The organism is Nonomuraea sp. MTCD27 (assembly GCF_041950495.1).
Classification (GTDB): Bacteria; Actinomycetota; Actinomycetes; order Streptosporangiales; family Streptosporangiaceae; genus Nonomuraea.
Window position 1 is genome coordinate 173,129 of record NZ_JBGNUW010000004.1, and the last position, 20,481, is coordinate 193,609.

At 73.8% G+C, this 20,481-nt stretch carries 17 protein-coding genes; 13 read left to right on the forward strand and 4 right to left on the reverse strand.

Going from position 1 to position 20,481, the window contains the following annotated elements:
* Positions 1-11 precede the first annotated feature (11 nt).
* The 3 genes from ACBJ59_RS12985 to ACBJ59_RS12995 are packed head-to-tail and all read left to right on the forward strand — an operon-like array spanning position 12 to position 6,048.
* Positions 12-3,209 (forward strand): BTAD domain-containing putative transcriptional regulator, encoded by a 3,198-nt coding sequence (locus ACBJ59_RS12985; protein WP_375110405.1) that lies wholly within the window; start codon positions 12-14, stop codon positions 3,207-3,209.
* Positions 3,210-3,249: 40 nt separating this feature from the next.
* Positions 3,250-3,411, forward strand: coding sequence for a hypothetical protein (locus tag ACBJ59_RS12990; protein ID WP_375110406.1), 162 nt, complete (start codon positions 3,250-3,252; stop codon positions 3,409-3,411).
* Positions 3,412-3,459: 48 nt separating this feature from the next.
* A complete protein-coding gene (locus tag ACBJ59_RS12995; protein WP_375110407.1) occupies positions 3,460-6,048 on the forward strand; it encodes a LuxR C-terminal-related transcriptional regulator in 2,589 nt (862 codons plus the stop codon).
* 22 nt (positions 6,049-6,070) lie between these two features.
* On the opposite strand, the gene ACBJ59_RS13000 is transcribed toward ACBJ59_RS12995, so the two are convergent.
* Complete coding sequence (locus tag ACBJ59_RS13000) at positions 6,071-6,790, reverse strand: hypothetical protein (protein ID WP_375110408.1); 720 nt, start codon at positions 6,788-6,790, stop codon at positions 6,071-6,073.
* A gap of 148 nt (positions 6,791-6,938) precedes the next feature.
* On the opposite strand from ACBJ59_RS13000, the gene ACBJ59_RS13005 reads away from it, so the two are divergent.
* From ACBJ59_RS13005 to ACBJ59_RS13020, 4 genes are all read left to right on the forward strand, one after another.
* A complete protein-coding gene (locus ACBJ59_RS13005) occupies positions 6,939-8,306 on the forward strand; it encodes an MFS transporter (protein ID WP_375110409.1) in 1,368 nt (455 codons plus the stop codon).
* A 130-nt stretch (positions 8,307-8,436) separates the two neighbouring features.
* Positions 8,437-8,973: an MFS transporter gene (locus tag ACBJ59_RS13010; RefSeq protein ID WP_375110410.1), complete on the forward strand. Its 537-nt coding sequence runs from the start codon at positions 8,437-8,439 to the stop codon at positions 8,971-8,973.
* Positions 8,974-9,088: 115 nt separating this feature from the next.
* A complete protein-coding gene (locus tag ACBJ59_RS13015; RefSeq protein ID WP_375110411.1) occupies positions 9,089-9,595 on the forward strand; it encodes a copper chaperone PCu(A)C in 507 nt (168 codons plus the stop codon).
* Positions 9,592-10,737, forward strand: coding sequence for a Dyp-type peroxidase (locus ACBJ59_RS13020; protein ID WP_375110412.1), 1,146 nt, complete (start codon positions 9,592-9,594; stop codon positions 10,735-10,737). The genes ACBJ59_RS13015 and ACBJ59_RS13020 overlap by 4 nt, the downstream gene beginning before the upstream one ends.
* A gap of 391 nt (positions 10,738-11,128) precedes the next feature.
* On the opposite strand, the gene ACBJ59_RS13025 is transcribed toward ACBJ59_RS13020, so the two are convergent.
* Entirely contained in the window at positions 11,129-12,457 is a 1,329-nt protein-coding gene (locus ACBJ59_RS13025; RefSeq protein ID WP_375110413.1) for an aminotransferase class I/II-fold pyridoxal phosphate-dependent enzyme, read from the reverse strand.
* Positions 12,458-12,491: 34 nt separating this feature from the next.
* Between ACBJ59_RS13025 and ACBJ59_RS13030 the strand changes: the two genes are divergently transcribed.
* The 3 genes from ACBJ59_RS13030 (at position 12,492) to ACBJ59_RS13040 (ending at position 14,090) form a co-directional block, all read left to right on the forward strand.
* A complete protein-coding gene (locus tag ACBJ59_RS13030) occupies positions 12,492-13,118 on the forward strand; it encodes an FMN-binding negative transcriptional regulator (protein WP_375110414.1) in 627 nt (208 codons plus the stop codon).
* 110 nt (positions 13,119-13,228) lie between these two features.
* A complete protein-coding gene (locus tag ACBJ59_RS13035) occupies positions 13,229-13,693 on the forward strand; it encodes a GbsR/MarR family transcriptional regulator (RefSeq protein WP_375110415.1) in 465 nt (154 codons plus the stop codon).
* Between the two features lie 70 nt (positions 13,694-13,763).
* Positions 13,764-14,090 (forward strand): antibiotic biosynthesis monooxygenase family protein, encoded by a 327-nt coding sequence (locus ACBJ59_RS13040; RefSeq protein ID WP_375110416.1) that lies wholly within the window; start codon positions 13,764-13,766, stop codon positions 14,088-14,090.
* Positions 14,091-14,529: 439 nt separating this feature from the next.
* Here the strand turns inward: ACBJ59_RS13040 and ACBJ59_RS13045 are convergent, their stop codons facing one another.
* The gene (locus ACBJ59_RS13045; protein WP_375110417.1) at positions 14,530-15,234 is read right to left on the reverse strand and encodes a hypothetical protein; all 705 of its coding nucleotides are present in this window, start codon (positions 15,232-15,234) and stop codon (positions 14,530-14,532) included.
* A gap of 125 nt (positions 15,235-15,359) precedes the next feature.
* Positions 15,360-16,112 carry an SAM-dependent methyltransferase gene (locus ACBJ59_RS13050; protein WP_375110418.1) on the reverse strand — a complete coding sequence of 251 codons (753 nt, stop codon included), beginning with the start codon at positions 16,110-16,112 and terminating at the stop codon, positions 15,360-15,362.
* A gap of 424 nt (positions 16,113-16,536) precedes the next feature.
* On the opposite strand from ACBJ59_RS13050, the gene ACBJ59_RS13055 reads away from it, so the two are divergent.
* From ACBJ59_RS13055 to ACBJ59_RS13065, 3 genes are all read left to right on the forward strand, one after another.
* On the forward strand, positions 16,537-18,921 hold the full coding sequence (locus ACBJ59_RS13055; protein ID WP_375110928.1) for an ATP-binding cassette domain-containing protein: 2,385 nt from the start codon (positions 16,537-16,539) through the stop codon (positions 18,919-18,921).
* A 151-nt stretch (positions 18,922-19,072) separates the two neighbouring features.
* Positions 19,073-19,624 (forward strand): hypothetical protein, encoded by a 552-nt coding sequence (locus tag ACBJ59_RS13060; RefSeq protein WP_375110419.1) that lies wholly within the window; start codon positions 19,073-19,075, stop codon positions 19,622-19,624.
* A gap of 34 nt (positions 19,625-19,658) precedes the next feature.
* The gene (locus ACBJ59_RS13065) at positions 19,659-20,411 is read left to right on the forward strand and encodes a class I SAM-dependent methyltransferase (protein WP_375110420.1); all 753 of its coding nucleotides are present in this window, start codon (positions 19,659-19,661) and stop codon (positions 20,409-20,411) included.
* Positions 20,412-20,481: the final 70 nt, after the last annotated feature.

The window sequence follows — 20,481 nt, forward strand, 5'->3', positions numbered from 1 at the left end:
AGCATGCGGGGGTGGAACGAGGGTGGGTGCATCCCCGTCCCGCCCTCGACCGGCGGCTCGACGGGGCTCTCGCGCACAGGCTCACCTCGCTCGTGGCCACCACGGGCTATGGGAAGACGACCGCGCTGACCGGCTGGAGCCGGGCCGTGGGCGGCGTGCTGCACCGGCTCGGGCCCGCCGACCGCGACCTGCCCACGCTGGCCGGCGCGGTGGCCTCCGCGTTGTCCGGCAAGGTGCCCGAGCTGCCCACCGATCTGGTGACCGCAGCCGCGGCCCCACTCGGCCCCGACGCCGACGAGCTGTCCAGGGCCGCGGCGCTGGCGGGCGCGCTGGCCCAGGCGCTGGCCGGGCGGCTGCGGCGCGGGCTCGTCCTGGTCTTCGACGGCGTCGAGGCGATCGTGGGCGCGCCGGGCCCGGTGCGCTACGTGGAGACGCTGGTCCGGGCCGCGCCCAGGCACCTGCACCTGGTCACCGCGTCACGGGCGCCGCTGCCGTTCCCGACCGCGCGGCTGCGGCAGGACCACGAGGTGCTCGACCTCGACGCCATCGACCTCGCGCTCGCCCCCGACGAGACGGCCGCGTGGGCGCGGAACCTGCTGGGCGAGGCGGGCGCGGCCATCGCCGCCGAGCTGCACCGCACCTGCGGCGGCTGGCCGGCCGCCGTGCAGGCCGCGCTCGACGCCCTGGTCCGCGAGGACCCCGCCACCTGGCCCGGCATCGTGGCGGGCCTGACGGCGGGCTCCGCCACACTGGAACGCCTGACGCTGGCCGCGTACAAGGACCTGCCCGCCCCCATGCGGGAGCTGCTGCGGGCGGCCACCGTGCTGCCGGTGCTCACCCCGGGCCTGGCCGCCACGCTGGGCGCGCCGCCCGACACGCTCGACTCGCTGGCCGGCCGGGGCATCTTCCTGGAGCCCGGCCAGGACGGCCACCGCCTGACCTCCACCGGCGGGCACGTGCTGGCCAGGCACGCTCCCCTCGACCGGCACGAGGCCCACGACGTGGCGGCGGTCGCCGCCCGCTGGTACGCCGAGCACGACCGGCCCGAGCTGGCCCTGCGCGCCGCCGTCGCGACCGCCCACACCACCCTGGCCGCCTCCCTGCTCGACGCCCACGGCCCGGCCCTGGCCGAGCGCGGGGACGTGCTGGCCGCGCTGGACCTGTTACCCGAGCCCGCCCGGCGCTCTCCCCCGATGCTCAGGCTGGCCGGCATCGCCGAGCAGAACCGCGGCCACTGGACGAGGGCCCGCGAGCTGCTCGCCCAGGCCGCCGAGGGCCCCGCCTTCGACGCGTACGTGGCCCGGCGGCTGGCCTTCATCGACCACATGCGCGGCGAGCTCGACACCGCCCTGGCCATGTACGAGCGGGGCTACGCGCACGGCCTGCCACCCGCCGACGCCGCCATGTGCGCCGCGTCCATGGCGTCGGTCCACTGGCTGAAGGGCGACCGTTCCGGCTGCGCCGAGCTGGCGGACAAGGCCATGGAGCAGGCCAGCAGCCTGGGCGATCCGGGCGCGCTGGCCATGGCCAACACGGTCCTGGCCATGCTCGCCGCCCTCGACGGCGACCGTCGCGCGAACGACGCCTATTACCTGCGGGCCCTGGCCTACGCCGAGCGGGCCGGCGACATGGTGCAGCTCATCCGCATCCACGCCAACCGGGCCTCCCGCCACCTGGACGAGGCCGCGTACGCCGAAGCCCTGGCCGAGACGGAGATCGCCGGCCGGCTGTCGGACCTGGTGCCGTTCGCCCCCTTCGCCGCCCTGAACGTGGCCAACCGCGCCAAGGCCCTGATCGGCCTGGGCCGCCTGGAGGAGGCCGCGGCCGAGGCCGCCGACGCGGCGGCCAGGTGGGAGACGATGGGCTCCAGGCTGACCGGCGCCGGCCTGAACCGGCTGGCCACCGTGCACGCCCTGCGCGGCGACCGCGGGACGGCGGCCGCCCTCTACCGGCGGGTCATCGCCGAGTCGGAGCCGTCGGGGGAGGTCCAGGCGCTGTCGCTGGCGCTCAACGGGCTCGCGGAGCTGCTCGCCGACGACGATCCCGAGGAGGCCGCCCGGGTGGCCCGGCGGGCGCTGGAGCACGTGGAGGGCATCGCCGGGGTGTCCGCCAGGGTCGTGGCGGCCCAGGTGGCGCTGGCCGCGGGCCGGCGGGAGGACGCCAGGGCGCTGCTCGACGAGGCCGAACCGGTCGCGGTGAGCCGCCGGGACCACGCCGCCCAGGCCGTCATCGCGGAGCTGCGGGCCGAGCTCGACGGAGACCCCGCGGCGGCCGACGAGGCGGTACGCCGGTGGGCCCGGCTCGGCGACCCGATCGGGCTCGCCAGGGCCGAGCTGGTCAGGGCCGCCCTGGCCGATCCGGCGACCGGCGGGGAGGTGGCCGCGGCGGTGCGCGAGCGCATGCACGCGATCGGCTGCCGGGCCCTCGACGGCCGGATCGACGCGCTGGTCGCCCGGGCCGCTCCCCCGCGCGGGGCTCGGGTGGCCGTCGAGACCATGGGAACGTTCCGGGTGTCGCGGGGGTCCGTGCCGGTGCCGCGTACGGCCTGGCAGTCGCGCAAGGCCCGTGACCTGCTGAAGATCCTCGTCAGCCGCAGGGGGAGCGGCATCGGCAGGGAGCGGCTGGTCGAGATCCTCTGGCCGGAGCAGGAGGGCGAGGCGGTCGGGCTGCGGCGGCTGAACGTCATGGTGTCCACGCTGCGGGCCGTGCTCGACCCGGAGCACGAGTGGCCGGCCGACGAGATCGTGGTGTCGGACGAGGGGACGTTGCGGCTGGACCTGTCCAACGTCGAGGTCGATGTCGAGAAATTTCTGGATCTGGTGGCTCAGGGCGTACGGCTCGATCAGGCGGGCAGGGCGGCCGAGGCGCTGGAGCGGTGGGCCGCGGCCGAGAGCGCGTACGGCGGGGAGTTCTGCGAGGAGGACCCGTACGCGGACTGGGCGGTCGGGCTGCGCGAGCAGGCTCGCCTGGCGTATGTGCAGGCGGCCGCGAGGCTCGCCACCGCCAGGACCGATGAGCACCGCTACGACGAGGCCGCCCGCTACTGGCTGCGGCTGCTGGAGCGCGACCGCTACGACGAGCGCGCCCACCTCGGCCTGGTACGCGTCCTCGACCTGGCGGGTCGGCGGGGCGACGCGCGCCGGCGCTACCAGCTGTACGCGGAGCTCATGCGCGAGCTGGAGGTCGAGCCCGCCCCCTATCCGGGCTGACCTGAACCAGACCTGAACCGCCCGGGGAGATCGTGCTCAGATGAGAACGGTCATCGTCCGGCTGGTCGAGCCCGAGCAATCCGGCGGCCAGCTCCGCGGGCTGCTCGAAGAGGTCGGGGGCGAGCCGGTGCCGTTCAGCGGCCCCGAAGCCGTCATCGACCTGCTGATGTCCGCCGCCGGGTTGGACCGGGATCCGGCCTGAACCTCCCGCGAACCTCGCTCGCCACGATGGGTGGCGAGAGGAGGCACGATGAGCGAGCAGGGGAGCTGTTGGCCGTTCGTCGGGCGAGGGGGGCCACTCACGACCGTGCGGGAGGCGTTGCGGTCGGGGGCGGGCATGATGATCGCCGGAGCGGCGGGAGTGGGCAAGAGCAGGCTGGCGGCGCAGTCGCTGGCCGGGTTACCGGGGTACTCGGTCGTGCGCGCGCTGGGCACGGAGACCGCGTCGATGATCCCGTTCGGGGCGTTCGCGCACGTCCTGACGGGGCCGCCGCGCAGCGGCGAGAACCTCCTGCGCTGGGCCGCGCGTCACCTGCGCGACCGGGCGGGACGCGACCGGCTGCTGGTGAGCGTGGACGACGCGCACCGGCTGGACCCGGCCTCGGCGGCGCTGGTGCACTACCTGGCCGGGAACGGGCAGGCGCGGCTGCTGGTGACGGTCAGGTCGGGGGAGCCGCAGCCGGACCCGGTGACCGCGCTGTGGAAGGACGAGCTGCTGGAGCGGATCGAGCTCCCGCCGCTGACCGTGGAGGAGGTCGGGGAGGTGCTCGCGGGGGCGCTCGGCGGCGAGGTGGCGGCGGAGACCGTCCGGCATCTGGCGGGGGTCAGCGAGGGGAACGTGCTGTACCTGCGCGAGGTCGTGCACGCGGGGCGCGCCTCCGGCTGCCTGGCCGAGCGGGACGGCGTGTGGCGCTGGCGGGGGGAGGTGTCCATGACGACCCGGCTGCGCGAGCTGGTGGGCGACCGGATCGGGCATCTCGACCCGGCGGAGCGCGAGGTGCTGGAGCTGGTGGCGTTCGGGGAGCCGCTGGGCACCGAGCTGCTGGAGGGGCTGACCTCGGCGGCGGCCGTCGAGCGGGTCGAGGCGCGCGGCCTGGTCGTGGCCATGGGCGAGGGCAGGCGGGAGCACCTGCGGCTCGGCCACCCGCTCTACGGCGAGGTGGTCCGCGGCGACTGCGGCACCCTGCGGGCGCGGCGGCGGCTGCGGATGCTGGCCGGGGCGCTGGAGGCCACCGGGCTGCGGCGGCGCGAGGACGAGCTGCGGGCCGCCGTGTGGCGGCTGGACAGCGGCTCGGTCACCGACCCCGCGATGCTGGCCTCGGCCGCGAAGCTGGCCTGGGGCCGGCAGGACCCCCGGCTGGCCGAGCGGCTGGCCAGGGCCGCCATCGACGCCGGGGCGGGCGTGGCGGCGGTCGCGCTGCTCGGCGAGGTGCTCATGGTGCTGGGCGACGCGGACGCGGCGGTGACCGCGCTGCGGCTGGCGGCCAGGGACGCGGTGACCGAGAGCGAGCGTGCCCAGCACGCCTACAGCCTGGGCGTGAACCTGGCGTGGGCGGGCGCGGACGCCGAGGCGTGCCGGGTGCTCGACGTGGCCGCAGAGACGCTGACCGATCCCGGCTGGCGGCAGGAGGCGTACGTCTACCGCGCCGTCACCGACTGCTTCGCCGGCCGCCTGACCGGGGCGGCCCAGGCGCTGGCCAGGGCCCGCGCGTGCGAGCCGGGGACGCCGCGGGGCGTGGCGCACGCGGCCTCCCTGGAGGCGTGGGTGGACGCGTACGCGGGCCGGACCGAACGCAGCCTGGCCGTGGCCGATCGCACCATGGCGACCGTCGAGGACTGGCAGGACGATGCCCCGCACGCGCTGCCGACGTTCCTGGACGCGCTGTGCGCCGCGCAGACGTTCTCCGGGCGGCTGGAGGCGGCGGCGCGCACCGCGGAGCGCGGCATGGAGCTGCCCGCCGCCGAGCTGTCGGTGACCGGGTTCGCGGCCTACCGGGCGATGGTGGCCAGGTTGCGCGGCGACGCGGAGGAGGCGGTGCGCTGGTGCCGGCAGGACATGGCCCGGCTGCCCGAGCGGGAGCCGTACCTGGGGCGGTGCGTGGCCGAGCAGGCCCACGCGCTCGCGCTGCTGGGGCGGCTCGACGAGGCCAGGGAGTCGCTGGCCGAGGCCGAGGAGCTGACCGCCAGGTGGGCGTTCACCCGGCAGCACGTGCTGCACGCGGCGGTCTGGGTGGCGGCGGCGGCCGGCGACCTGGCCGAGGCGGTGCGGCTGTGCCTGGTGGCGGCCGAGCACGCGGAGCGGCACGAGCTGCGCGGCAACCTGATGTTCGCGCTGCACGACCTGGTGCGGCTGGGCGCTCCGGAGCCGGCGGTGGAGCGGCTCGGGGCGCTGGCCGGGCAGATGGAGGGGCCGCTGGTCGAGGTGCTCGCCCGGCACGGGCACGCGCTCGGGGACGCGTCCGCGCTGCGGGCGGTGGCGGGCGAGTTCGAGCGGCTCGGCCTGCCGCTGTACGCGGCCGAGGCCACGGCGCACGAGGCCGCCGCGCATCGGGAGGCCGGCCGGGGCACCCTGGCCAGGGGCGCGCAGACGCGGGCATGGGCGCTGGCCCGGGGTTGCTCGGGGGTCTCGACCCCGGCGCTGGTCGAGCTGGCCGCGCCGGACCTGACGCCGCGGCAGCGGGAGATCGTCCAGCTCGCGGCGGCCGGGTTGACGAACCGGCAGATCGCCGACCGGCTGACGCTGTCCACGCGGACGGCGGCCAACCATCTGCAGGCCGCCTACGACAAGCTCGGCGTGAACGACCGCACGCAGGTGGGCCGCCTGCTCGCGGTGCTCTGACCGAGCCCGGCGACGGGCTGTTCTAGACGAGTTTGAGCAGCCCGTCGTGCAGGGTCTCGCGCTCCCCGGCGGACAGGATCCGGTACGGCGCCGCGGCCCGCCGGTTCGTCTCCGCCTCGATCCCGGCGCGCAGGGGCCCGTCCGCCAGGCCGACGATCTCGGCCGCGGACAACCCCGCCGCCTGCCAGGCCGCGGCGTGGGCGTCGGCGCGGTGGTAGCGGACGGCGGCGAGCCGGTTGAACAGCAGCAACCCGGGCGCCGCCCCGTCCGGCTCGTACGGCGGCGCCACCAGCGCCAGCGCCCCACCCGGCACCCGCTCGGCCCCGTCGAGCACCCTGCCCATCAGCCCGGCCAGCCCTGGCAGGTCGTTGCCCGCCCAGACGCGCTCGGCCGTGGCGGCGTGGATCTCGTACAGCCGGTGGACGAACTCCAGCCCCTTGCCCGTCAGCCGCAGCACCCCGTCGCCGTCCTCGGCCAGGGTGCCCTCGCGCAGGTGCTCCTGGAGGCCGCGCTCGCGGGCGGCCGCGTCGGCGTACCGGTCGATCGTGGCCAGTCCCGGCCGGGTCAGGGGGCGCAGGGGGAGCGTGAACCGCAGGTCGGACAGGAGTCCCGGGGTCACGCCCGACGTCTCGGCGAGCTCGGCGACGGCTCTGGCGGCCGAGGCGTGCACGTTGACGTGGACTGCGCCGGTGATCGGGGCGAGTGCCGCCGCATATTCCGACAGGTCCTGAAATTTCGGCATCGCGTTGATTATGCGGCGATCCGTAGCGGATCCGCAGGGAATCGTAACGCTCCGGCTCCAGGGTGAGCTCAACCGTCCGCCGCCTGCCGGTGTTCTCCCACCGCCTCACTCAGCTGTCTCCCCTTTCCCCTGCCTCCCTGGAGTCCTCATGACTGCCCGCCGCTGGGCGGCCCTGCCCGTGCTGCTGGTCGCGGTGTTCGTGACCACGCTCGACTTCTTCGTCGCGAACCTGGCCGTGCCCTCCATCCGCGCCGACCTGCGCGCGGGCGACGCCGCCGTCCAGCTCGTGATCGCCGGGTACGGGCTGGCGTACGCGGCCGGGCTGATCCTCTCCGGGCGGCTCGGCGACCTGTTCGGGCACCGGCGCGTGTTCGCCGCCGGGCTGGCGCTGTTCACGCTGGCCTCGGCCGGGTGCGGGCTGGCCGGTGACGCGACGGTGCTGGTGGCGGCCAGGGTCGCGCAGGGCGTCGCGGCGGCGCTGCTCGCCCCGCAGGTCCTTGCCCTGCTCGGCGTGCTGTACCAGGGCGCGGACCGGGCCAGGGCGTTCGGCTGGTACGGCACCGCCGTCGGGCTGGCCGGGGTGAGCGGCCAGGTGGTCGGCGGGCTGCTGGTGGCGGCCGATCCCCTGGGGCTGGGCTGGCGGGCCTGCTTCCTGGTCAACGTACCGATCGGTGTGGTGGCGCTGGCGGCGTCCCGGCGGCTGCTCCCCCGTACCGGCGGCTCGCGCGGCGACCTCGACGTGGCCGGGGCGGCGCTGGTCGCGGCCGGGCTGGTGGCGGTGGTGCTGCCGCTGGCCGAGGGGCGGGAGCAGGGCTGGCCGCTGTGGACCTGGCTGTGCCTGGCCGCCGCGCCGCCGTTGCTGGCCGCCTTCGTCAGCCGCCAGCGGCACCTGACCGCCTCCGGCCGGGTGCCGCTGCTCGATCTTGCCGTGTTCGCGGAGAAGGGGTTCGCCTGGGGGCTGGTCGCGGTGGGGCTGCTGTTCGGCACGTCGGCGGGGTTGTCGTTCGTGCTCGCCCTGTATCTGCAGGACGGGCTCGGGCTCGGCCCGCTCGCCGCCGGCGCCGTGTGCACCGCGCTGAACGCCGGCTTCTTCGTGGCCTCCCTGCGTCCTGGCCGCTTCGGGGCGCCGGTGCTGGTGCTGGGGCTGGGGCTGCTGTACCTCGTGGTGGCGGGGGCGGCGGAGCCGTACCAGGTGGGGCTGGCGCTGCTGGTGACGGGGGCCGGGATGGGGCGGATGATGTCGCCGCTGCTCTCCTCCGTCCTGTCAGCGGTACGGCCCTCGCGGGCGGGGGCGGCGGCCGGCGTGCTCGGGACCGTGCAGGAGGCCGGGGGAGTGCTCGGCGGCACGGCCACCGGGGCGGTGTTCTTCGGGGCGCTGGGCGGTGGGTGGGACGCGGCGGCGCTGGCCGCACTCACGATGCTCCTCGCGGCGGCACTCGGCCTGCTGGCTCTCCGGCTTCCCCGAACCCCGGCGAACACGGGGTTTCACGTGAAGCACGATCAAAGCCGGGTCTGAGGCCGGGTCTGAGGCCGGGTCTGAGGCCGGGGCGGGGACCTGGGGCGGGGACCTGGGGCGGGGACCCGGGGCGGGGACCCGGGGCGGGATCGGCGCCCGGACCGCGTGGGTGGCGTGGAATGCTGGGCGTATGGCAGTGCCGTTCCGTCTGGCCCGCACCGCGGTGTTCGCCGTGGCGTGTCTCGGGCTGGGCGTGGCGGCGCACCTGCTCGGCGGGGCCTCCGTGCCGGCTCCGGCCATGGTGGCGGCGTTGGGGCTGGCGTTCGCGGCGGCGTACCCGCTGGCCGGGCGCGAGCGGTCGCTGACGGTGATCCTGCCGCTGCTCGCCGGGCTGCAGGTGCTGCTCCACCTGCTGTTCTCCCTGTCACACGCCGCCTCGCCGCAGATGCCGGCGTCCCACCTGCACTCCGGGCTCGTGCCCGGTGCGGGCATGCTCGTCGCCCACGGCTTGGCGGTCGGGTTGACCGCGCTGTGGCTGGCGCGCGGCGAGGCCGCGCTCTGGGCGCTGCTGCGCCGCCTGGCCGTACGGCTGCTGGTCATCTGCCTGCCGCTCCTCACCACACCTTTCTCCACCTCCCTGGGTACGACCGAGCCGCCCGTGCTGCGCTCGGCCGTGCTGCGGCACGTCGTCAGCAGAAGGGGCCCGCCAAGGGCCGTCACCGCCTGACCCCCTTCCCCTTCCGGCCGCCTGGCCATGGGGGCAGGCAGACGTCCCTCTCTCAGACGACCCCCGCCGCCCGGCAGGGTCTGCTTCGGCATGCCGGGCGGAGAAAGGCATTGCCATGTTCTCTCGTCATGCCCTCGTGCTGGCCGCCGCCATCGTGGCGCTGGCCGGCTGCGGCTCCCCCGCCGCCGCCCCGACCGCCGCTCCCACGGTGTCCGCCTCGGTCACCGCCGGACTGAGCATCACCGATCCCTGGGTGAAGACCACCAGGAAGGGGATGACCGCGGCCTTCGGGACGCTGGTCAACAACGGGGACTCGCCGATCACCGTCGTGTCCGGCGCCTCACCCCTCTCCCCGGCCATCGAGCTGCACGAGGTGGTCGAGTCCGGCGGCAAGATGGTCATGCGGCCCAAGGAGGGCGGGTTCGTGGTGCCCGCGCACGGCACCCACGAGCTCCAGCCCGGCGGCGACCACATCATGCTGATGGGCGTCACGAAGGAGGTGCTGCCGGGAGCCAGGATCCCGTTCACCCTCCAGGTCAAGGACGGCGAGCCACTGGAGTTCACCGCCGTCGGCAAGGACTTCGCCGGCGGCGAGGAGGACTACCAGCCGGGGCACAAGTGATCAGCCGCAGAGGGCTGTTCGCCGGGGGCGCCGCCACCGCGGCCGGCGCCCTCGCGGCCGAGTCCTCCGCGCGGGCCGAGCCGCCCGCCCCGGCACGGCCGCAGGCCCAGGTCCCGTCGCCCGGGCGCGTCGAGCCGTTCCACGGTGCGCACCAGGCGGGCGTGGCCACGACGCCGCAGGCCCACGCCGTGTTCCTGGGCTTCGACCTGCTGCCGGACACCCGCCGGGAGGCGATCGTACGGCTGCTGCGGCTCCTCACCGACGACGCGGCCCGCCTCACCCAGGGGCGACCGGCGCTGGCCGACACCGAGCCCGAGCTGGCCACGAACCCGGCCAGGCTGACGGTCACGTTCGGGTTCGGGCCGGGGCTGTTCACGGCGGCCGGGGTGGGATCGCCGGTCGCCGCGCTGCCCGCGTTCGGGACGGACCGGCTGGAGAAGCGGTGGAGCGGGGGCGATCTGCTCGTCCAGGTGTGCGCGGACGACGCCGTGACCGTCGCGCACGCCGTACGGATGATCGTCAAGGACGCGCGGTCCTTCACCCGCGTACGGTGGACGCAGCGCGGGTTCCGCAGCGGCACGCGGCGCAACCTGATGGGCCAGCTCGAAGGCACGGTCAACCCCACCGACCGGCTGGACCGGGCCGTGTGGATCGGCCAGGGCCCGTTGCGCGGCGGCACCACGATGGTGCTGCGCCGGATCCGGATGAAGCTGGAGACCTGGGACGCGGCCGACCGGGTGGCCAGGGAGTTCACCATCGGCCGCCGCCTCGGCACCGGCGCCCCGCTGACGGGCGCGGCGGAGACCGACGAACCCGACTACGCCCGGAAGAACCACCTCGGGTTCCCGGTCATCTCCGAGTACGCCCACATCAGGCGGGCCCACGTGACCGATCCCGCGCTGCGCCTGCTCCGGCGGCCCTACAACTACGACGAGGGCCTCACCGAGAAGGGCGAGTCGGACTCGGGGCTGCTGTTCGCCTCGTACCAGGCGGACCTTGCCCGGCAGTTCGTCCCCGTACAGCGCCGGCTGGCCGAGGGTGACCTGCTCAACGAGTGGGTCACCACCATCGGGTCGGCCGTCTTCGCCATCCCGCCGGGTTGCGCACCCGGCGGCTGGATCGGGGAGGGCCTACTGACCTGACAGCCGGGCGGCCGGGGAGAAGGGTCGCCTCCCGCCTCCCCCGGGTCCGCCACCGGACCCGCCTCCCCGGCCATGTCTCCGGCGCCCTCCCCCAGGCCCGCCGCCGGACCACGCCTCGCCGGGCGCCGCTCCCCCGGCCGGACCACGCGCCCTCCGGCCGGACCGGGGGTGCGGCCCGGCCGGATCACGCGACCTTCGGCCGGGCCGCACCCTCGGCTGGAGCGCGTCTCCGGCTGGTGGGGAGGCGGCAGACCAGGCTGCGGCGGGCCTGGTCACCGCCGTCCGCTCCGGCGGCCTGCGGAGCAGGCGGCGGGGCGGCGGGGCAGACGGCGGGGCGGCGGGGCGGCGGCCTTGGCGGGCGGGCGGGCCAAGCGGGGCACACGCGGACGCCCTACCCGTACCGGCCGGTCAGGGTGGGGCGGAGGGCGGCGGTCAGGTCGTCGGCGAGCGGCTCGATCTCCTCCAGGTCCAGGGAAGAGACGGTCAGGCGCAGCGCGGGCGGCGCGCCGATCCGGTTGCGGGCGCCCGGCGCGCACGCCCACCCTCGGGCCAGCAGCCGGGTGATCGCGGTGGCCTCGTCGGCGACGGGGATCCACACGTTCAGACCGCTGCGGCCGTGCGCCGGTACGCCGCGCCCGGCGAGCGCCGACACCAGGCCGTCCCGGCGCCGCGCGTACGACGCCGCCACCGCCGCCGTGTCCACCGCGCCCGTCCGCCAGAGGTGCGCGACGGCGCGTTGCAGCAGGTGGCTCACCCACCCGGCGGCCAGCCGCTGCCGCCCGCGCAACCGGTCGAGCGTGACCGGGTCGCCGGTGATCAGTGCCAGCCGCAGATCGGGCCCGAACGCCTTGGCCGTGGACCGGGTGAGGATCCACCGCGTCGTGACGCCGCCCAGCGGATGCAGGGGCACTTCCACGAACCCGGAGGCGTGATCGTCCTCGATCAGCAGCACCTCCGGGTAGGCCGCCAGCAGCCCCCGCAGCGCCTCGGCCCGCGCGGCGGAGACGGCGGCGCCCGTCGGGTTCTGGGCGCGGGCGGTGATCACTACGGCCCGGACCCCGGCTCTCAGCGCCCGGCCGAGCTCCTCCGGCAGCGGCCCCTCGTCGTCCAGCCGCATCGGCACCGGGCGCAACCCCAGGACGGCGACCAGGTCGAGCAGCGCCGTCCAGCCCGGGTCCTCGACGGCGATCGCGTCACCCGGGCGCAGGTGTACGGCCAGGACGCGTTCGACCGCGTCGAGGGTGCCGGAGGTGATCGCCAGCGACCCCGGGGGCACGCCGTCCGCCCGCAACCGCTCGCCGGCCAGGGCGATGAGCTCGTCGTCGTCGCCGGTCCCGTACATGGCGGGCCGCTCCTCGTGCGCCCGGGCCGCCGCGGCGAGCGCCTCGTGCAGCGGCGGCAGCAGCCGGGGGTCGGGGTTGCCCTTGGCCAGGTCGCGCGCCCCGGCGGGCACGTCGATACGGATCTCCTCGCGGAACGTGCTGGCGGGCCGGGGCCGTACCCGCGTCCCCCGCCGCCCGGCGGTCTCCACGACGCCCCGCTCGCGCAACAGCCGGTACGCGGCCGCCGCCGTCCCGGGGCTGACCCCGGCCCGCGCCGCCACCTCACGGACCGGCGGCAACATCGCCCCAGGCGGCAGCCGCCCTTCCGACACGGCGACCTCGACACCCGCGGCGATCTCACTGGCTGTCTCACCAGCGATCGTGTATGTTCCTAGCACAAAATTTATTATGTACTAATACAAAGAGGTTCGTGTGCTCATTCACCCCTGGGACGCCGCCCGCGACCACGACGAGTGGCGGAGCTGGCTGCGTACGCGCGACTTCGGCCAGATCGCGGTCAACGGTGTGGACGGCGCGGCGCCCGTGGTGGTGCCGACCCACTTCCTGTTCGACGGGGAGAGCGAGGTGGTGCTCCACCTGGCCAGGCCCAACCCGATCTGGGCGGCGCTGGAGGCCAACCCGACGGCGGTGGTGAGCGTGCACGACGACTACGCCTACATCCCGTCCGGCTGGCGCGCCGACTCCCCCGAGACCGGCGTGCCGACCAGCTATTACGCCTCCGTGCAGCTCGTCTGCCGGGCCGAGATCGTGGACGACAGGGAGGGCAAGGCGGAGATCCTGCGCCGCCAGCTCGCCCACCACCAGCCGGCCGGCGACCATGGCGAGATGTCCGCCGGCGCGGGGCCGTACCACAAGATGTTGTCGGCGATCCGCGGCCTGCGGCTGCGGGTGCTGGACGTGCGGGCCAAGTTCAAGTATGACGACCACCGGCCCGAGCTCCGGGAACGCGTCGCCGCCGGGCTCACGGAACGCGCCCTGCCCGGGGACGCCGGCGCCCTGACCCAGCAGCGCCGCCGAAGCACCACGACCACCACCTGACCCCGCGCCGGCCTTCGGCCAGGCCGGGTCACCCGCCACCTCCCTGTCTGCCAGTTGTTTCAGCCCGGCCTGAAACGACTGGTGAGAACAGTGACGGTTAGGCTGATCGCATGAGTGCGCTGGACGGCCCCGAGCGCGAGCAGGTGCTCGAATGGGTCGAGCGGGTGGCGACGTTCGTCTCCGCGGAGTGGGGGCTCGCCCCGATCACCGGCCGCGTCCTGGGCTGGCTCATGGCCTGTGACCCGCCGGAGCAGACCGCCGGCGACATCGCCGGGGCCATCGGCGCCAGCCGCGCGTCGCTGACGACGAACCTGCACCTCCTGACGTCCATCAAGCTCATCCGCCGGTTCCGCAAGCCCGGGGAGCGCAACGTCTACTACCAGATCGAGGACGACGCCTGGTCCAAGGTCATCCGGCAGCAGCTCGCCGCGTTCACCGCGTTCGACGAGCTGGCGGCCGAGGGCCTGCGGCTGGGGTGGACCGACGAGGCGCAGACCGCACGCATCCGCTCGGCCAGGACCTCCATGGCCGCCCTGGCCGAGGCGCTCGACCGGACCGCGGCCCCGCACGACTGACCCCGCACGACTGACCCCGCACGAGACCCTCCCGTCGCGACCCAGCGGGCTGAAGGCAGAGGAGTCGAAGATGATCGCCGGGATCTGGCACGCCACCGCCACGCCGACCGGAGCCGAGGTCTATCAGCGTCACTTCAGCAACGCCGTCCTCCCCGAACTCCAGGGCGTCCACGGCCACCGCGGCGCCTACCTCCTCCAGCGCGCCGCCGGAGACCACATCGAGCTCCAGGTCGTCACCCTCTGGGAGTCGCTCGAAGCGATCAAGGGCTTCGCCGGGGAGAGCATCGACACAGCGGTCGTCGAGCCGGACGCCCAAGCCGCCCTCCTGACCTACGGCACCACCGTCAGCCATCACGACGTCATCATCGCCGCACCGGAACCGCCCGGCGCCCCCTGACCCACAACCTGTGGATAACACCCTCAGACTGTGGATAACCTCACAACGCCGCACCCCACGACAAGGCCGCCCACCTGCCCGGCGGCGCCCGAACCGGGACGAAACTCGGCGCCTCCACCCGCGCCCCCGGAGCCGTCCGGAACTACGCTCCCGCGAGCCGGCCCCCGACCCCACCGACGGCACGTTTCCCCAGGTCAAAAGCATGGCCAGAGCACCGCAGCCCACCGTCGCACCGGCCATGGCGGCACGGCCGGGGCGTCTTTTACCACACCTCCGCAGCCCTTCATCCCACCATCGGACGACGCCGGGCCACTCCCCCGCCACCCATCCCGAGAGGCTCACCGCCCGGCAGGCACACCCTGTGGACGACCGCACGCGCCGACGTGGTGAAAGACCACGCGGCGGGGTCGCGCGACCCCGCCCCGTCATCGGAATGGGATCACCAGTTCCAGTACGACCGCGCCTCCGACTTCCACTCCTTGGGGAAGTACTGCTGGATCATGAATGCCATCCCCTTCCCCCGGGCGATGTACTGGTCGCGCTCAAGCTTCCGGATGATCGGTTTGCCTGGACTGCCGTTGTTGTCCCACCACGACTCCCACTGCTTGATGCAGGTCTGGTGGCTCAGGTACCGGTTCGAGCAGGGAGCGGGCGGCGACCAGATCTGGGTGTGCCCGAAGTCGACGACCTTGCCCGAGGACTGCTCGGTGATCGTCCCCCACGCCTTCAGGCAGTACCCCTGCGGAGGAATGTCCCACTTGACGTAGTGCTGCCGGCCAGAGGTGGCGAATGTCCGCAAATTTCCGCACTTGGCGTCGCCGATCTGTTCCTTGGTGACCCTGAGGGTGTAGTAGGTCCCGTTGTCCCGCCACCCGTCCAGCAGCAACCAGTCGCCACCGCGGACGAACTTCTCCGCGTAGTCCGGCGGCCAGCTCTTCGGGTCACCCCAACTGATCTCGGACGTCGTGGACGAAAGCGGCTTCCACGTCCATTGCCCGGCCGCCTGCCCGTCCGCCCAGTGCTGCCCGGCGCTGCGCTCGGCCAACCGGGAGTACTCGCCGTAGTTCTCCGCCGCCTGAGCGGGCGCGGTCATCCCCGCGAGCACCGTGGCCGCCACGGCACCCACGACGGCGACGGGCCTCATCCTCTGGATCATCACCGGCCGCACGTTACCGCCGCCCGCCAACCGCCCGGCTCAGATCGAAAATTCTCGAAGAGACGGGCGGAGGCCCCGGCGGAACCGGGACCTCTACCACCGACCCGACCAGGTCAGCCGGGGCGCCGCATGAGCGCGAAAACCCCCCAGCCAAGATATTCACGCTGGTAACGGGCATGCCGCACCGGAGCGGTCGCGAGCTCCGCCCGCAGCTCGCCGGCCAGCTCGTCGTCGGGATGCCGATCGAGCCAGCGCCGGACGTTCAGCCACTGCGCCGCCGCGTACCTGTCCCAGCTGTCCTGATCGGCCAGGACCATCTCGACGACGTCCCAGCCGAGCTCCCCGAACCGTTCGAGCAGCCCGGGCAGGTCGCGCAGCTCGTCCTTGCGGCTCATGTGGCAGCCCTCGACGGTGGCCTGGTCCGGCGGGTCGAGCCGCCAGTACGGCTCGCCGATCAGCAGCGTCCCGCCGGGACGGAGGCTGCGTTCGAGCAGCTCGACGGTGCCCGGCACGCCGCCCCCGATCCAGGTGGCGCCGATGCAGGACGCGACGTCGACGGGCTCGTCGGAGACGTGACCGGACGCGTCACCGTGCACGAACGCGACGCGGTCGGCGACGCCCAGCTGCACGGCCCGTTCCCGGGCCGCCGCCGTGAACACGGTGCTGATGTCGACCCCGACGCCGGCCACGCCGTGGTCACGCGCCCAGGTGCACAACATCTCCCCCTTGCCGCTGGCCAGGTCGAGCATCCGGGTGCCGGCCGGCAGGTCGAGGGCGTGGCCCAGGACGGCGAGCTTGTCAACGGTGATGGGGTTGAGGACGCAGTGGCTGCTCTCGCGGATGGTGAAGCTACGTGGAAGGTCCACTTCTGAGGTTCCTTACGGTCGAAGACGCGATACGTACGAGAACCGGCCGGACGACACCGGCCGAACGCGCCTGGACCTTCATGAAATGCACCTCTTCACGTGGCAGGAACCTGTCGTCCGGGCGACGCTAGAGCAGCCGCCCTCCTCCCGTCCACCGGTTTTGGCGCGGCGGAACCGGCGTGCGGAACCGCGACTCCACCGCGCCGGAGCCAACCGGTCAGGATTCGAGAAGCGCCGCCTCCCGTGCCGCGCCTAGCCTGGCTGTCAACGACCCCGGAAGCGACCGGTGACCCCGGCATCCAGGCCATGAAGGCCGTCCCGGCGATGAGCGCCGCTGGCCGGAACAACCGAAAACCGGACGTACCCTGCTCGGAGCTGGTCAGCGAGGGCCGGGCCCCGCGCAACAGATGGAGAAACGATGAGCATGGCCACGAGGACGGACACGCAGTCGCCGGCGCCGCACGTCGCCGACAGCCACGACCTGATCCGCGTGCACGGCGCGCGCGTGAACAACCTCAAGGACGTCAGCGTCGAGATCCCCAAGCGCCGGCTGACGGTGTTCACCGGCGTCTCCGGCTCGGGCAAGAGCTCCCTGGTGTTCGGCACGATCGCGGCGGAGTCGCAGCGGCTGATCAACGAGACGTACAGCGCGTTCGTGCAGGGCTTCATGCCCACGCTGGCGCGGCCCGAGGTCGACGTGCTCGACGGGCTGACCACCGCGATCATCGTCGACCAGCAGCGGATGGGCTCCGACCCCCGCTCCACGGTCGGCACCGCCACCGACGCCCACGCGATGCTGCGCATCCTCTTCAGCCGGCTCGGGCAGCCGCACATCGGCTCACCCCAGGCCTTCTCCTTCAACGTCCCCACGGTCCGGGCGAGCGGCGCGATCACGGTCGAACGCGGCGCCCGCAAGACCGAGAAGCAGACCTTCACCCGCATCGGCGGCATGTGCCCGCGCTGCGAAGGCCGCGGCGCGGTCACCGATCTCGACCTCACCCAGCTCTACGACGACTCCAAGTCGCTCACCGAGGGCGCGTTCACCATCCCCGGCTGGAAGTCCGACAGCTTCTGGACGGTACGCGTCTACGCCGAGTCGGGCTTCGTCGACCCCGACAAGCCGATCCGCGACTACACCAAGAAGGAGCTGCACGACTTCCTCTACAAGGAGCCGGTCAAGGTGAAGGTCGACGGCGTCAACCTCACCTACGAGGGGCTGATCCCGAAGATCCAGAAGTCGTTCCTCGCCAAGGACCGCGAGGCGATGCAGCCGCACATCCGGGCGTTCGTGGACCGGGCGGTCACCTTCACCACCTGTCCCGAGTGCAAGGGCACCCGGCTCAGCGAGGAGGCGCGCTCCTCGCTGATCAAGGGCGTCAACATCGCCGACGCCTGCGCGATGCAGATCACCGATCTCGCCGAATGGATCCGCGGCCTCGACGAGCCGTCGGTGGCGCCGCTGCTCACCGCGCTGCTGCAGAGCCTCGACTCGTTCGTGGAGATCGGGCTGGGCTACCTCTCGCTCGACCGGCCGGCGGGTACGCTGTCGGGCGGCGAGGCGCAGCGCGTCAAGATGATCCGCCACCTCGGCTCCTCGCTCACCGACACCACGTACGTCTTCGACGAGCCCACCATCGGCCTGCACCCCCACGACATCCAGCGGATGAACAACCTGCTGCTGCGGCTGCGCGACAAGGGCAACACGGTGCTCGTCGTGGAGCACAAGCCGGAGACGATCGCGATCGCCGACCACGTCGTCGACCTCGGCCCCGGCGCCGGTACGGCGGGCGGCACCATCTGCTACGAGGGGCCTCTCGAAGGTCTGCGGGCCGCCGGCACCATCACCGGCCGCCACCTCGACGACCGGGCCTCGCTCAAGCCGTCGGTGCGCACCCCCACCGGCAAGCTGGAGATCCGCTGCGCCACCACCCACAACCTGCAGGACGTGGACGTCGACATCCCGCTCGGCGTGCTCTGCGTCGTCACCGGCGTCGCCGGCTCCGGCAAGAGCTCGCTGATCCACGGTTCCGTCCCCGCCTCGGCGGGCGTGGTCTCGGTCGACCAGGCGCCCATCCGCGGCTCCCGGCGCAGCAACCCCGCCACGTACACGGGGCTGCTCGACCCGATCCGCAAGGCGTTCGCGAAGGCCAACGGCGTGAAGCCGGCGCTGTTCAGCGCCAACTCCGAGGGCGCCTGCCCCACCTGCAACGGCGCCGGCGTCATCTACGTCGACCTGGGGATCATGGCCGGCGTCACCACTCCCTGCGAGGACTGCGAGGGCAAGCGGTTCCACGCCTCGGTGCTGGAATACCGCCTCGGGGGCCGCGACATCGCCGAGGTGCTCGCGATGCCGGTGACCGAGGCCGCGGAGTTCTTCGGCGCCGGCGAGGCGCGCACGCCGGCCGCGCACGCCATCCTCACCCGGCTCGCCGACGTCGGGCTCGGCTACCTCAGCCTCGGCCAGCCGCTCACCACGCTGTCCGGCGGCGAGCGGCAGCGGCTCAAGCTGGCCACCCACATGGCCGAGAAGGGCGGCGTCTACGTCCTGGACGAGCCGACCACCGGCCTGCACCTCGCCGACGTCGAGCAACTGCTCGGCCTGCTCGACCGGCTGGTCGACGCCGGCAAGTCGGTCATCGTCATCGAGCACCACCAGGCGGTCATGGCGCACGCCGACTGGATCATCGACCTCGGCCCCGGCGCCGGCCACGACGGCGGCCGGATCGTCTTCGAGGGCACCCCCGCCGACCTCGTCGCCGCCCGCTCCACCCTCACCGGCGAGCACCTCGCGGCCTACGTCGGCGCCTGACGCAGCAGCCCGCGGGCCCGGCCCGCGGGCTGCTCACGCCGTCACCCGCGCCCTCCTGCCGGCCCGCCACCGGAACCGGTGAGCCGTCCGTCTTCCTCTGGTAATCCGCGTTTCCCACCTCACCCCGGCCCCGTCGCTACCATGCCGCCCCATGAAGGGACGCTTATCCAGCACGCTCGCCATCGCCATCGCCATCGCCGTCTTCCCCGCGACCACACCCGCCTCCGCCTCCGCCACCGCCCTCGCCGCACCCAAGACGTTCATGATCAGGAACGTCGGCACCACGATGTGCCTGACCTGGGGCCTGGCCCCGGTCGACAGCGGCGCGAAATACTCCCTGCGCACCTTCCACTGCCAGCCCACGGGCACCAGGGACGGCTACGTGTGGACCCGCAACTCCCGCTCGGAGCTGCGCAGCCTCTACAGCGGGAACAAGCTGTGCGTCGGCCGGCCGAACAAGGACCCTGGCCTCGTACGGATGGAGCGCTGCGGCATCGACCTCAAGAACCACCGCATCGCCTTCGTCACCGTGCAGAAGGCGTGGGGAGGCGACCGGATCGTGATCAAGTGGAAGGGCCGACCGCTCAAGTGGCAGGGCCCGGTCCAGGAGACGTGCCTGCACGCCGGCCGGCGGAACGAGGTCTTCGGCAGCCCGTGCGACCCCACGAACGGTGACCAGAACTGGACGCTCAGGCCGGCGTGATTGAATCGGCACTCTTCTGGCTAGGGAGAGTGTCATGACCGTGGACCGTGAGCGAAGTGTGGTGTTCGGCGAAGCGGTCGACCTGTACGAATCGGCCCGACCCGGATATCCCGAGCAACTCATCACCGAGGTGCTGGCGTACGCGCCCGCCGGGCCGGTGCTGGAGGTCGGGGCCGGAACGGGCAAGGCCACGGCCGCCTTCGCCGCCCGCGGGGTCGACCTGACGTGTGTCGAGCCCGACGCCAGGATGGCGGCGACGCTGGCAGCGAAGTGCCCCAGGGCAAGGGTCGAAAACGGGATATTTGAGGACTACACCCCGGACCGGCAGTTCGCCCTGCTCTACTCGGCGCAGGCCTGGCACTGGGTCGACCCGGAGCGGCGCTGGGACCTGGCCCACGCAGCCCTGGCCTCTTCGGGAGCCCTGGCCCTCTTCTGGAACCGCTACCTCGTCAACGATCCCGGCCTGCGCGCCGCCCTCGCCGAAGCCGACCACCGCCACGGCGTGACCAGCTCCAGCCTCCACCAGGAAGAGCCGGATCGCGCCGACGAATCCCAGCACCTGCTGGCCGGCGACCCCCGCTTCACCGACCTCGACGAGCGCTCCTACTCGTGGACGGAGCGGTACACGGCCGACCGCTACCTGGACCTGGTCCGCACCATCTCCGCCTACCGAATCCTCGCCCCGGCCCTCCGGGAACCCCTGCTGCGAGAGCTGGCCGGGCTGCTGGGCGACGGCGTGGAGATGACCTTCGTCACCGACCTCAGCCTCGCCCGCCGAGCCGCTTGACCGCTCTCACCCATCGACGGAGCCGGCGGCCGGGTGAAACTCTCCCGTCGATCTCGTATGGACGTCCTCA